Source organism: Streptomyces sp. CA-111067 (assembly GCF_050956065.1).
Lineage (GTDB): Bacteria > Actinomycetota > Actinomycetes > Streptomycetales > Streptomycetaceae > Actinacidiphila.
The window spans coordinates 3,665,855-3,679,126 of record NZ_CP192103.1; the positions used below are offsets into that span (position 1 = coordinate 3,665,855).

Below are 13,272 nucleotides of genomic sequence, written 5' to 3' on the forward strand. Positions count from 1 at the left end.
GGTTACCCCTTGACCGCGCCGACCAGCACGCCCTTGGCGAAGTGGCGCTGCAGGAAGGGGTAGACGAGCAGGATGGGCACGATCGAGATGACGAGCATGGCCATCTGGATCGACTGTTGCGGCGGGAGTGCCTGACCGTTGGCCCCCAGCTGGTCGACGCCGAGCTGGGTGTTGTTGACGACGTAGGTGCGCAGGACGAGCTGCAGCGGCCACTTGGACGTGTCGTTGATGTAGAGCATCGCGTTGAAGAACGCGTTCCAGTAGCTCACCGCGTAGAACAGGCCGATGACGGCGAGCACCGCCCGGGACAGCGGCAGCACCATCTTCAGCAGGATCGTGGTGTCGCCGGCCCCGTCGATGCGGGCGCTCTCCATGATCTCCTGCGGGATCTCCATGAAGAAGGCGCGGACGACGATGACGTTGAAGGCGTTGATCAGTACCGGCAGGATCAGCGACCAGTAGCTGTCCACCAGGCCGAGGTTGGTCACCACCAGGTAGCTGGGGATGATGCCGGGTGCGAACAGCAGGCTGAACAGCACCGCCATCAGCATCGGCTTGTGGCCGAAGCTGCCGGGGCGGCTCAGCGCGTAGCCGAGCAGCACGGTGCCGCCCAGCGAGAGCACGGTGCCGACGCAGGTGATCAGGACGCTCACCAGCAGCGCCCTGGTGACCACGCCGCCGGCGAAGATCGCGTGGTAGGCGGAGAAGGTCACGGACTTGGGGAACAGCACGAACCCGCCGGCGTCGGTGACCTGCTTGCGGCTCGCGATGGACGTGGACAGGATGCCGACGAACGGCACCACGATCAGCGCGCACACCACCGTCAGTACGACGGCCTTGACCGACTTCCCGAAGATCCCGGTCTGGATCGGGTACGCGCTCACGACTGGTAGATCCCTCGCTCGCCGAAGATGTGCGCCAGCTTGTTGGCCCCCATGACGAGTGCGATGCCGACCAGGCCCTTGACCAGGCCGACGGCGGCGCTCACCCCCCATTCGCCGCCCAGCACACCGTTGTTGTAGACGTAGGTGTCCAGCACCTCGCTGCTCTGCCGGCCGACCGCGCCCTGCTGGAGCACGATCTGCTCGAAGCCGACCGACAGCACGTCGCCGAGCCGCAGGATGAGCAGCAGGATGATGATTCCGCGCAGGCCCGGCAGCGTGACGTGCCACATCTGCCGCCACGGTCCGGCGCCGTCGACCCGGGCGGCCTCGTAGAGCACCGGGGAGATCTGGGACAGCGCGGCCAGGAAGAGGATGGTGGCCCAGCCGGTGTCCTTCCACATCACCTGGCTGGTCAGCAGCACCTTGAACAGGTGGGCGTTGCTGATGATGTCGACGGTGTGCAGGTGGTGCGACCTGAGGGTGTTGTTGACCAGGCCGGCGTTGCCGAGCATCTGCTGGAAGATCGCCACCACGATCACCCAGGACAGGAAGTGCGGCAGGTAGAGGATGCTCTGCACCAGCCGCTTGAGCCGCTCAGAGCCGAGCGAGTTGAGCAGCAGGGCGAGCGCGATGGGTGCCGGGAAGACGAAGACCACCTGGAGCACCGTGATGGTGAGGGTGTTCTCCAGCGCGTTGACGAAGGCCGGGTCGCCGTTGAAGACGACGGTGAAGTTGTGCAGGCCCGACCACGCGCTGTTCTTGATGCCGATGAACGGCTGGTAGTCCTTGAACGCGATGACGTTGCCGAGCAGCGGGAAATACTGGAACAGCAGCAGGGTGGCGAGTCCCGGTATGGCGAACAGCACCATGACTTTGTCTCTGCGCAGTCGCCGCCACCACCGTTGCTGATTGTGCTGAGGTGGTCTCGCCTCGGCTGTCACTGTTGTTTTCCCAGCCGTCGACCCGACATCCGTTTCAATAGCCAAGACCGCCTCCTAGCGACATGTGGAAATGCGGAGGAGAAACCTCATTGACCCCGCGGTGAGTCACCGTACACGAGGCTCCTAAACCGGTCCAGTAGAAGTACGTGGCGAGTTTGCGTAGACCCTCGCCTCGTCCCGCTCCGGGTGCGCGGCGACGCCGTCGAAGTCCGTCACGGACAACCCCTGCACGTCGCTGACCAGCAGCGCGGGCCCGAAGTCGGCGGCCGGCTCGCCTTCCCAGCGCACCCGGCATCCGCGCAAGACCACGTCGGTGGCACGTTCCAGGTGGAAGCCCGCGGTCACCCCCTTGACGAACTCCTCGGCGGCCGGGCGCACGTCGATCCGGCCGCCCGGCCACCGGGCCGGGGCGGACAGCGCCACGCTCACCCCGTCGAACACCACACCGGAGATCTCACCGGGGCCGCCGCGCACCACCACGGAGTTCTCCGACCTGGCCGTGATGTTGCTGAACCGCACGTTCCTGATCGAACCGACCGCGCCCGTCCAGCGGTTGACGGCCACGTAGATCGGCTCCCCGTGGCCCCACCAGGGCTCGTCGAACAGCCGGGTGCGCACCACGATGTTCGAGAACAGGACGTCCGAGACGTCCCCCTGCTGGCCGAGGTTGACCGACAGCCCGCGGTTGCTGGCGTCCACGACGCAGGAGTCCACCACCACGTTGCGCACCGAGGTCGCGCAGTCGGCGCCGATCGCGAACGCGCTGGAGGTGGAGACCAGCGTGCAGCCGCTCACCGTCACGTTCTCGGTGTCGCCGAAGCGGACGCTCTCGTCCCGGCCCTTGATGCTGATCGCGTCGTCGCCGGTGCTGATGTGGCAGTCGGAGATCCGCGCGTCGCGCACGCAGTCCAGGTCGATGCCGTCGCTGTTGGGCACCTTCAGGTCGTTCTCGATCCGCACCCCGCTGACCAGCACGCTCCGGCAGCCGGTGAGCCGCAGCGTCCAGGCGGCGGCGTCCCGCAGCAGCACGTCCCGCACCGTGACCCGCCGGCATCCGACCAGGTAGACGGTCAGCGGACGGGCCTCGCGCATCGCGTAGATCGTGCCGCGGTCCTCGGCGACGAAGAACCGGCCGCCGCCGTCGATCGTGCCGGCGCCGAGGATCGCCACGTCCTGCGCGCCGTCGGCGGTGATCAGCATGATGTCCTCGCCGGGCGGCGGGGCGTCCGGGCCGAAGCCGGGCGTGGCCGAGGCCCGCCGGTGGGTGTAGTCGGCCGGGTCCTCGCTGGCCTGGAGCACCGCGCCGCGCTCGATCTCCAGCGCCACCCGGGACCGCAGCTCGATGCTGCCGCTGCGGAACACCCGGCCGGCCGGCAGCAGCACCGTGCCGCCGCCCGCCCGGTGGCAGGCGTCGATCGCCGCCTGGATCGCGGCGGCGTCATTGGCGAGGCCGTCACCCGCCGCGCCGTAGTCCCGCACGTCGTAGCCGGCCATATCTGCTCCGCCTCTCCTCCGCTTCTGCCCCGCGCGCGCTCTCCGGCGGGCTCGGGGACGTTTGCCATCGCGGGACTCTAGGCGCCGGGAACGGCAGTGTCCAGGGTTGACGCTAAACCGATCCAGCAGTACCGTCTCCCAGCAATCGAACATCGAGAGGATGCGGGTGTGGAACGCAGCTTTGCCCGACTCGAAAAGGATTCCCTGACCGACTTCTGGATCGGTGTCAATTTCTGGTCGAAAGTCGGCGGCCCGCGAATGTGGTCGGAATACGATCACGATGTCGTGGTCAAGGAACTCCAGGTCCTGCGTGATCACGGACTCAATCTGACCCGGTCCTTCTTCTTCTGGTCCGACTTCATGCCGGAGCCCGACGTGCTCAGCGAGCAGGCGGTGGCCCGGTTCGAGGACTTCCTCGACGTGCACAGCCAGCTCGGCATGCGGACGGTGCCGACCCTGCTGGTGGGGCACATGTCGGGGGAGAACTGGGACCCGGCCTGGCGGGCCGGCCGCGACCTGTACTCCGACGTGTGGCTGGTGGACCGCCAGGCGTGGCTGGGCGAGCAGCTGGCCCGCCGGCTGGCCGGCCACCCCGCCGTCGCGGGCTGGCTGCTGTCCAACGAGATGCCGCTGTACGGCGGGACCGCCGCCGCGCAGACGGTCTCCTCCTGGGCCCGGCTGGTGGTGCGCGGGCTGCGCGCCGGCGGCGCGACCCAGCCGGTGTCGGTCGGTGACGGCGCCTGGGGGATCGAGTCCACCGGAGTGGACAACGGCTTCCGGCTGCGCGACCTGGCCGCCACCATCGACTTCGCCGGACCGCACTCCTACCCCGCCGACTCCGACCGGCTCCGCCAGCACCTGAGCGCCGCGTTCTCCTGCGAGCTCGCCGCGGTGGCCGGAAAACCCGTCGTCCTGGAGGAGTTCGGGGCGTCCTCGGACTTCGTGTCGGACGAGCAGCTCGGGCACTACTACCGCCAGGTGCTGCACATGTCGCTGCTGGGCGGCGCCACCGGCTGGATGGCCTGGAACAACACCGACTACGACGGGCTGGCCGACCAACCTCCTTACAGCCACCACCCGTTCGAGATGCACTTCGGCGTCACCGACCACGAGGGCGCCCCCAAGGAGTCGCTGCGCGAACTCGCCGCCTTCGGCGCCCTGTTGCGCGAGGTCGAGATGTGGCACTGCACAAGGGCCGCCACCGACACCGCACTTGTGGTGCCGACCCATGTGGACACCGCCTTCCCGTTCACCCACGAGAGCGACCGCACCCTCGGCATCGCCGCGCTGCGCCACTCCTACGGCGCGGCCCGCGAGGCCGGCCTCGCCCCGGCCGTGGTGCGGGCCACCGACGGCATCGGCGACGACGCCCGGCTGTACCTGCTGCCGTCGGCCAAGCAGCTCACCGCCCAGGCGTGGCGCCGGGTCACCGAGCTGGCCGAGGGCGGCGCCACCGTCTACGTCTCGTACAGCGCGGGCGACCACGACGTGCAGCGCGGCCCCTGGTGGCCGGGGGTCAACGAGCTGTTCGGCGTCCGGCACGGGCTGCGTTACGGCATGGTCGACCGGATCGAGGACGACCGGCTGACCCTGGAGTTCGAGCGGGACTTCGGCGGCATCGCGGCCGGCGACAGGCTGACGCTGCCGGTCGGCGGCAACGCCCATCTGCGCGGCTTCCTGCCGGTCGAGCCGGTCACCGCCGAGGTGCTGGCCAGGGACGCGGCCGGCCGCCCGGCGCTGCTGCGCCGGCGGATCGGCGACGGCTGGCTGGTGCTGTGCACCGCCCCGATCGAGGCGATGGCCTCGTCCGCGCCCGCGGTCAACCCCGAGGACACCTGGCGGCTCTACGACGCGCTCGCCCGGGAGGCCGGGGTGCGCCGGCCGGTCACGGTCGCCGATCCGCGGGTCCTGGTGGACTCCCTGGTGCACCGCGACGGCCGGCGCTTCTACTGGTTCGTCAGCCAGAGCGACCAGCCGCTGACGTTCACACCGCGGGGCGCGGCGCTGACCGGGCTCGACGGGACCGAGGCCGGCGAGGTGACCCTGCCGCCGTTCGGCGTACGGGTGTTGAGGAGTGCGGCGTGAAGATCACCGGACACGAACTGTTCCTGGTCGAGCCGCGCTGGCTGTTCCTGCGGGTGGACACCGACGAGGGCGTCAGCGGCTGGGGCGAGCCGATCGTCGAGGGCCGGGCGCACACGGTGGCGACCGCCGTCGGCGAGCTGATGGAACTCATCGACGGCAAGGACCCGTTCCGGATCGAGGACCACTGGCAGACGCTGGCCAAGGCCGGCTTCTACCGCGGCGGTCCGGTGCTCTCCAGCGCGCTGGCCGGCATCGACCAGGCGCTGTGGGACATCAAGGGCAAGGCGCTCGGCGTGCCGGTCTACGAGCTGCTCGGCGGCCCGGTCCGCGACCGGGTGCGGGTCTACGGCGGCCTGTACGGCACGGACGACGCCGAACTGGTCGCCTCCGCCCGCCGCCAGGTGGACTCCGGGCTGACCATGGTCAAGCTCAACCCGGCCGACCTGCTGGCCCATCTGGACACCCCGGCCGCGCTGCACGCGGTCATCGAGCGGGTGGCGGCGGTGCGCGAGGAGATCGGCTTCGGGGTCGACCTCGCGCTCGACTGCCACGGCCGGTTCAGCACCCCGATGGCGCGGCGCTTCCTGGCCAGGCTCGAACCGTACGAGCCGGCCTTCGTGGAGGAGCCGGTGCTGCCGGAGTTCTCCGCGCACCTGGGCTCGATCGCGGCCGGCACGCCGATCCCGATCGCCACCGGCGAACGGCTGTACTCCCGTTGGGACTTCCGCGACGTGCTCGGCAGCGGCATCGCCGTCGCCCAGCCGGACCTGTCGCACGCGGGCGGGATCTCCGAGGTCCGCAGGATCGCCGCGGCGGCCGAGACGTACGACGTGGCGCTCGCGCCGCACTGCCCGCTCGGACCGATCGCCTTCGCCGCCTGCCTCCAGGTGGACGTGGCCACCCCCAACTTCCTTGCCCAGGAGCAGAGTCTGGGCCTCGGCTACCACCCCGACGCGGGCCAGGTCGACTACCTGGCCGACCCCTCGGTGTTCGCCGTGGCGGACGGTCACGTCGCCCGGCCCACCGCCCCCGGTCTCGGCATCGAGATCGACACCGACCAGGTCGCCAGGGCCGCGGAACGCGGGCACCGCTGGCGCAACCCGGTCTGGCGACACGCAGACAACTCCCTGGGCAGCTGGTGAGGAGCGACCATGGCGCAGTTCGACCTTCCGCTTGAGCAACTGGCGGGCTACACACCGGAGCTGGCCGAGCCGGCCGACTTCGACGCGTTCTGGAAGAGCACCCTGGACGAGGCCGCGGCCCACGACCTGGCCGCGGTGTTCACCCCGGTCGACACCGGCCTGGCGCTGATCGAGTCCTACGACGTGACCTTCGCCGGCTACGGCGGCGAACCGGTCAGGGGCTGGCTGCACCTGCCGGTGCACCGGGACGGCCCGCTGCCCTGCGTCGTGCAGTACGCCGGCTACGGCGGCGGACGGGGCCTGGCGCACGAGAGCGTGCTGTGGGCGGTGGCCGGGCACGCGCACTTCGTGATGGACACCCGCGGCCAGGGCTCGGCCGGCTCGATCGGCGACACCCCCGACCCGCACGGCTCGACGCCCGCCGTCCCCGGCTTCATGACCAGGGGCATCCTCGACCCGGCCGGCTACTACTACCGCCGGGTGTTCACCGACGCGGTACGCGCCGTCGCGGCGGCCCGCAGCCACCCGGCGGTGGACCGCGACCGGGTCGCGGCGGCCGGCGGCAGCCAGGGCGGCGGCATCGCGCTCGCCGTCGCGGGCCTGGTGCCGGACCTGGCGGCGGTCATGGCCGACGTGCCGTTCCTGTGCCACTTCCGGCGGGCCACCGAGCTGACCGACGCCTTCCCGTACGCCGAGATCGCGCAGTACCTCGGCCGGCACCGCGACCACCTGGACACGGTGTTCGACACGCTGTCGTACTTCGACGGTGCCCTGATGGCCCGCCGCGGCACCGCGCCCGCGCTGTTCTCGGTGGCGCTGATGGACGTCACCTGCCCGCCGTCCACGGTCTACGCGGCCTACAACGGCTACCCGGCGCGCAAGGAGATCCGGGTCTACCCGTACAACGACCACGAGGGCGGCCAGAGCGTGCAGCAGGCCGAGCAACTGCGCTGGCTGTCAGCGGAGTTCGGCCGATGACGGCGCTCGGGTCGTCCACGTCGTCCACGTCGTCCACGTCGTCCACGTCGTCCACGTCGTCCACGTCGCTGCCGGAGCTGTTCGGCGCGGCCGGCTTCGACGCGCTCGGGCCGTGGAGACCGGTGCCGCCGGCCTCAGACCGGGACGCCTGGCTGGCGGTGGACCCGCGGGAGCGGGCCCAACTGCTGGCCGAGGCCGAGCGGTTGGCCGCCGGGCCCTGGCCACAGCCCACCGCGGGCGACTACCTGCGGTACCGGTCGGCCGGCGACCGCACCTCGTTCGAGCGGCCGTACTTCGAGCGCCGCGCCCGGTTGGCGGCAGCGGTGCTCGCCGCGGCCCTCACCGCGGAGGAGACCTGGCTCGCCGAGGTGGTCGACGGGATCTGGCTGCTGTGCGAGGAGACCAGCTGGTGCCTGCCGGCCCATGACACGTTCGTCGCGGACGCCGGGCGCTCGCTGCCCGACCCGGAGCAGCCGTGCCTGGACCTGTTCGCCGCCGAGACCGCCGGCCTGCTCGCCTTCACCGACCTGATCCTCGGCGACCTGCTCGACCAGCGGGTACCCGAACTACGCCGGCGGGCCCGGGCGGAGGTGGCGCTGCGCGCGCTCGAACCGTTCCGCCGGCACGAGTGGTGGTGGTTCGGCAGCACCGGCAGGACCAACAACTGGAACCCGTGGATCTGCTCCAACGTCCTGGCCGCGAACCTGCTGCTGGAGAGCGACCCGGGCGTGCGCACGGCCACCGCCCGCCGGGTCGCGCAGGCGCTCGGCAACTTCCTGGACGGCTATCCGGCGGACGGCGGCTGCGACGAGGGCGCACAGTACTGGTGGCGGGCCGGCGGCTCGCTGTTCGACTGCCTCGACACGTTCCACCAGGCGAGCGGCGGTGCGCTCGACGCGTTCGGGCTGCCGCTGGTGCGGGCCGTCGCGCGCTACCCGCTCGCGGTGCACCTGGCCGGGCGCTGGCAGGTGAACTTCGGCGACGGCAGCGCGCTGCTGTCCGCCGACGCCCCGGCCGACCTGCTGCACCGGTTCGCCCGCAGGACGGGTGACGCCGAACTGGCCGCCCACGCGGTGGCGCTCGGCGCGGTCGCCGGGTCGGGGCCGGGCGACCGGGCGCTCAGCTCGCTGGGGCGGCGGGTGGCGGGGCTGTTCGACACGGAGTGGCGGGCGGCACGGGAGGTGCGGGCGCGGGCGGCGGATCGGGCCGCCGGGGATCGGGCGGCCGACGGTGCGGCTGATGGTGAGGCCGACGGTTCGGCTGATGGTGCGGCTGATGGTGCGGCTGATGGTGCGGACGTCGAGAACGCCGGCGGGTTCCCGTACCCCGCGCACAGCTGGCTGCCCGACCTCCAGGTGCTCACCGCGCGGCAGCGGGCCGGCAGCCCGGCCGGGCTGTTCCTCGCCGCGAAGGGCGGCCACAACGACGAGAGCCACAACCACAACGACGTCGGCTCGTTCGTCGCCGGCTGCGACGGCCGGCCCGTGCTGGTCGACGTGGGCGTGGGGACGTACACCGCGCAGACGTTCTCCGCCGACCGTTACGCGATCTGGACGATGGGCAGCGACTACCACAACGTGCCGGAGGTCGGCGGCGCCGGCCAGCGGGCCGGCCGGGAGCACCGGGCGTCCTCGGTGAGCGCGTCGCTCGCCGACGACCACGCCCAGCTGAGCCTCGACCTGGCCGCCGCGTACCCCGCCGAGGCGGGCCTGCGGTCCTGGCGGCGCACCCTGCGGCTGGACCGCGCGGCCGGCCGGATCACCCTCGACGACGAGTGGGAACTGCGGACGCCCGCCGCCGTGTTCACACACCTCGTCACCCCGTCCGAGGTGACCTGCCCGGCGCCCGGCCGACTCGACCTCGCCGTCGGCGGCACCGCGCTCACGCTCACCCACGACCCCGCGCTCAGCGTGTCGGTGGAGGAGGTCGAGGTGACCGACCCGAAACTGACCCCCGTCTGGGGCGGCGTCCTGCGCCGGATCAGGCTCGGCGCAGGCGGCGGCCTGACGGGCCGTTACCGGATATCATTGTCTCCCTCCTCATTGTTTCCCTCCCTCACCGAAAATACGGAGGTGCCCGGTTGAAACGGGTGACGATCCGCGATATCGCCGCTCGTGCCGGAGTGACCAAGGGCGCGGTCTCCTTCGCATTGAACGGACAGCCCGGCGTGTCCGAGGCCACCAGGACCCGCATTCTCAAGGTGGCGAAGGACCTGGGCTGGCAGCCGAACAGCGCGGCACGGGCATTGTCGTCCTCGAAGTCGGGCGCGGTGGGCCTCATCCTGGCCCGTCCGGCGCGAACTCTCGGGGCGGAGCAGTTCTTCATGCAGCTCATCTCCGGTATCGAGGCGGAGCTGTCCAAACGCCCGATCGCGCTGGTCCTCCAGGTGGTGCCCGACCTGGAGGCGGAGGTCGCCGCGTACACCCGCTGGTGGAGCGAGCGCCGGGTGGACGGGGCGCTTCTCACCGACCTGCGGGTCGAGGACAGCCGGGTCGGCGTGCTGCGCGAACTCGGCATCCCCGCAGTGGTGTTCGGCGGGCCCGGGCACCACGATGGGCTGCCGGGCGTCTGGAGCGACGAGACCACGGCCATGAACGCCGTCGTGGAGCACCTGGTCGGGCTCGACCACCGGCGGGTCGCCCGGGTGGCCGGCCGCCGCGAGTTCCTGCACACCCACCTGCGCGACCAGGCGTTCCAGGCCGCCGTCGAGCAGTACGACCTGCTCGACGGCAGCACCGTCTACACCGACTTCAGCCCGGCCGAGGGCGAGGCCGCCACCCGGCAGCTGCTGTCCGCCGACCCGCTGCCGTCGGCGATCATCTTCGACAACGACGTGATGGCGGTGGCCGGCGCCCGCACCGCGGCCGAACTCGGCCTGCAGATCCCGCGCGACCTGTCGGTGGTGGCCTGGGACGACTCGATCCTGTGCCAGCTCACCCAGCCGCCGCTGACCGCGGTGTCCCGCGACATCGAGGCGTACGGGGCGCATGGCGCGCGGGCGCTGCTTGAGCTGATCGAGGGCGCGGTGCCGGACATCGACGTGCAGGACCACGCGCCGTCGCTGGTGGTCAGGAAGAGCACGGCGAAGGCGCGGACGCGGCCGTGACGCCCGCCGTGCGTTGCGCCTTGCGGCGCGCCGTGCGTTGCGCCTTGCCGCGCGCCGTGCGGCGGCGGTGACGCGGCAGTTCTGAGCCGTACCGGGGCGCCGGCGGATCGAGCGGTACACCAACCGCCCGCCGGCGCCTCCGCCTTGCCCCCGCGGGCCCTGAACTTCCTTGCCCTGCTTGCCGAATGCCTGCGCGACACCTTGACACTGGACCGGTTTAGCAGTTGTATGTGCGTGCTTTCCAGAGAAACACGTCAGAACATTCGAGCGCGCAATCGGCAATTACCTTCCGCCCCGCGGGGAGATCAGTGGAGATCCGGGGCGGGCGGGTAATCCGTCATGCGCGAGGAAGGTAGATAATGCCTCTGTCAGGACGGTCAACGACGACGCTGTCACGGACAGTACCGATAGCGACGGCGGCCCTTGCCATGGTCTTCGCGGCAATGGCGTTCACCCCCACACCCGCGGTCGCGCGAGACGCCGGAACGGCCCCCCGGGCCGCCTCGGCCGCCAACTCCGTGCGGGCCATGGCCACTTCGGCGGCCACCACCGCCAGTCCGGCCGCCACCACCACGTACTACGTGGACTCCGCGGCGGGCAGCGACGCGAACAACGGCACCTCCCAGTCCACCCCGTGGAAGAGCCTGGACAAGGTCAACGCCACCACCTTCCAGCCCGGCAGCCAGGTGCTGTTCAAGGCCGGCGGCTCCTGGACCGGCACCCTCAAGCCGCTCGGCTCGGGTTCCAGCGCCGCGCCCAACACCATCGGCCGGTACGGCACCGGCGGCACCCCGGCGATCAACGCGGCCGGCGCCGCCGAGGCCGTACTCCTGCACAACGTGCAGTACTGGACGGTCACCGGGCTGCAGCTCACCAACCAGACCACCGCGGCCGGCGCCCACTCGGGCGTGGTGATCGACGCCCAGAACGCCGGGCTGCTGCACAGCATCCACATCAACGGCCTGGACATCCACGACATCGACGGGCTCTCCGCGAGCGCCACCAAGAACAGCAACGCGGCGATCCTGGTGACGGTCGAGAGCACCCAGACCACCGCGTGCAACGTGGCGTCCAGCGTGCCGTCGTGGTTCGACGACCTGCGTCTGGAGAACAACTACCTGCACGACCTGCACACCGAGGGCGTCTACATCAACGGCGCCTACGACCAGTGGTGCGGGGCGCAGGGCAGCACCGCCGACACCACGTACTGGTACACGAACCTGGTGGTCAGGAACAACTTCATCAACCGCACCGGGGCCGACGGCGTGGTCGTCAGCTACGGCAAGTCCCCGCTGGTGGAGAACAACACGCTGTACGACGCGGGCATCAACGGCAACGGCTACCAGTACATCGCCGGGCTGTGGTCGTTCGCGTCCAGCGACTCGCTGTTCCAGTACAACGAGGTCGCGCGGATGCACTACCAGAACCAGTCCACCACCGACTCGGGGGCGTTCGACACCGACCTGCTCACGTTCGGCACGCACGTCTTCCAGTACAACTACACGCACGACAACGCGGGCGGCATCCTGCTCGACTGCAGCGACCGGTACGCCACGACCGTCTACCGGTACAACATCAGCCAGAACGACTCCGACCACAGTTGGAGCGGCGGCACGGCGGTGCTGTTCAACCCGACGCACTTCTACAACAACACGATCGTGGACACCACGAGCGACCCGTTCAACGTCTACATCAACACCTCGCGCAGCACGGCCTCGCAGCCGTTCACCCCGGACATGGTGACCTTCCAGAACAACGTGGTCTCGACGGTCAACACCGCCAACACCTGGGCCGGCGCGACCTACGACCACAACGCCTACCAGGGCGGCGCGGCCCCGGCCGGCGACACCCACGCGGTGGTCGGCGACCCGCAGTTCACCGAACCGGGGATGGGTTCCGAGGGCCGCGGCACCGTCGACGGCTACCAGCTCAAGCCGACGTCACCGCTGATCGGCAAGGGCGTGGCGATCTCCGGCAACGGCGGCAAGGACTACTGGGGCGACACCGTGCCCAGCGGCTCCGCGCCCGACATCGGCGCCGACCAGTACACGCAGAAGACCGTCACCGTGCCGGCCGAGACCGTGCACCCGGCGGCGACCGCGCCGACCATCGACGGCGTGCTCAACTCCTCGGAGTGGAGCACCGCTCAGTCGCAGCTGCTCCAGAAGGCCACCATCGGGCTGCCCACCGGCGACGGCGTCAAGTACTCGCTGCTGTGGGACAGCGGCCATCTCTACGTCGGGTTCTACGCGACCGACAACAGCCACGCGCAGTACCCGGACGACTCGTTCGACATCTATTTCGACCCCGACAACAGCAAGTCGACCAAGCTCGGCACCGACGACCGGTTCTACAACCTCACCCAGGCCGGCGTGCTCACCGAGACGCACGGCAACACGGCGGGCGTGACCGCGGCCGTCAGCCACTCGCAGACCCAGTGGTTCGGCGAGATCGCCATCCCGTGGAGCACGCTCGGCGTCACGCCGGCCGCGGCCAGGACGCTCGGCTTCGACATCGCCTACAACGACGACATGGACGGGGTGGGCGGCCGTTCCGGCCAGTTGATCTGGGCCGGCAACGCGAACGACTGGCGGGACCCGGAGTTCTACGGGAACGCCACGCTGTCGGCGAGCTGACGCTTC

The 13,272-nt window shown here is 70.7% G+C and carries 9 protein-coding genes; 6 read left to right on the plus strand and 3 right to left on the minus strand.

Annotated elements, in window-relative coordinates:
- Nucleotides 1-2 precede the first annotated feature (2 nt).
- The 3 genes from ACQPW6_RS15930 to ACQPW6_RS15940 all read right to left on the minus strand — a co-directional run bounded on the left by ACQPW6_RS15930 (nucleotide 3) and on the right by ACQPW6_RS15940 (nucleotide 3,319).
- Nucleotides 3-884 carry a carbohydrate ABC transporter permease gene (locus ACQPW6_RS15930; RefSeq protein ID WP_433890300.1) on the minus strand — a complete coding sequence of 294 codons (882 nt, stop codon included), beginning with the start codon at nucleotides 882-884 and terminating at the stop codon, nucleotides 3-5.
- Nucleotides 881-1,753: an ABC transporter permease gene (locus ACQPW6_RS15935; protein ID WP_433890301.1), complete on the minus strand. Its 873-nt coding sequence runs from the start codon at nucleotides 1,751-1,753 to the stop codon at nucleotides 881-883. Before ACQPW6_RS15935 ends, ACQPW6_RS15930 begins: the two co-directional genes overlap by 4 nt.
- A 195-nt stretch (nucleotides 1,754-1,948) precedes the next feature.
- The gene (locus tag ACQPW6_RS15940) at nucleotides 1,949-3,319 is read right to left on the minus strand and encodes a glycoside hydrolase family 28 protein (RefSeq protein ID WP_433890302.1); all 1,371 of its coding nucleotides are present in this window, start codon (nucleotides 3,317-3,319) and stop codon (nucleotides 1,949-1,951) included.
- A 168-nt stretch (nucleotides 3,320-3,487) separates the two neighbouring features.
- On the opposite strand from ACQPW6_RS15940, the gene ACQPW6_RS15945 reads away from it, so the two are divergent.
- From ACQPW6_RS15945 to ACQPW6_RS15970, 6 genes are all read left to right on the plus strand, one after another.
- Entirely contained in the window at nucleotides 3,488-5,404 is a 1,917-nt protein-coding gene (locus ACQPW6_RS15945; RefSeq protein WP_433890303.1) for a cellulase family glycosylhydrolase, read from the plus strand.
- Nucleotides 5,401-6,546 (plus strand): galactonate dehydratase, encoded by a 1,146-nt coding sequence (gene dgoD / locus ACQPW6_RS15950; protein WP_433890304.1) that lies wholly within the window; start codon nucleotides 5,401-5,403, stop codon nucleotides 6,544-6,546. Before ACQPW6_RS15945 ends, dgoD begins: the two co-directional genes overlap by 4 nt.
- Nucleotides 6,547-6,555: 9 nt before the next feature.
- On the plus strand, nucleotides 6,556-7,524 hold the full coding sequence (locus tag ACQPW6_RS15955; RefSeq protein WP_433890305.1) for an acetylxylan esterase: 969 nt from the start codon (nucleotides 6,556-6,558) through the stop codon (nucleotides 7,522-7,524).
- Nucleotides 7,521-9,608, plus strand: a complete 2,088-nt coding sequence (locus ACQPW6_RS15960) for a heparinase II/III domain-containing protein (protein WP_433890306.1) — start codon at nucleotides 7,521-7,523, stop codon at nucleotides 9,606-9,608. The genes ACQPW6_RS15955 and ACQPW6_RS15960 overlap by 4 nt, the downstream gene beginning before the upstream one ends.
- Nucleotides 9,609-9,613: 5 nt before the next feature.
- The gene (locus ACQPW6_RS15965) at nucleotides 9,614-10,630 is read left to right on the plus strand and encodes a LacI family DNA-binding transcriptional regulator (protein WP_433890307.1); all 1,017 of its coding nucleotides are present in this window, start codon (nucleotides 9,614-9,616) and stop codon (nucleotides 10,628-10,630) included.
- 527 nt (nucleotides 10,631-11,157) lie between these two features.
- Nucleotides 11,158-13,266, plus strand: coding sequence for a sugar-binding protein (locus ACQPW6_RS15970; RefSeq protein ID WP_433890308.1), 2,109 nt, complete (start codon nucleotides 11,158-11,160; stop codon nucleotides 13,264-13,266).
- The last annotated feature ends 6 nt before the right edge of the window (nucleotides 13,267-13,272 follow it).

Bases quoted from the DNA above. Each gene is read 5' to 3' on its own strand.
- ACQPW6_RS15955 (WP_433890305.1), top strand. From the start codon at position 6,556: ATGGCGCAGTTCGACCTTCCGCTTGAGCAACTGGCGGGCTACACACCG.
- ACQPW6_RS15970 (WP_433890308.1), top strand. From the start codon at position 11,158: ATGGCCACTTCGGCGGCCACCACCGCCAGTCCGGCCGCCACCACCACG.
- ACQPW6_RS15960 (WP_433890306.1), top strand. From the start codon at position 7,521: ATGACGGCGCTCGGGTCGTCCACGTCGTCCACGTCGTCCACGTCGTCC.
- ACQPW6_RS15935 (WP_433890301.1), bottom strand. From the start codon at position 1,753: ATGGTGCTGTTCGCCATACCGGGACTCGCCACCCTGCTGCTGTTCCAG.
- ACQPW6_RS15940 (WP_433890302.1), bottom strand. From the start codon at position 3,319: ATGGCCGGCTACGACGTGCGGGACTACGGCGCGGCGGGTGACGGCCTC.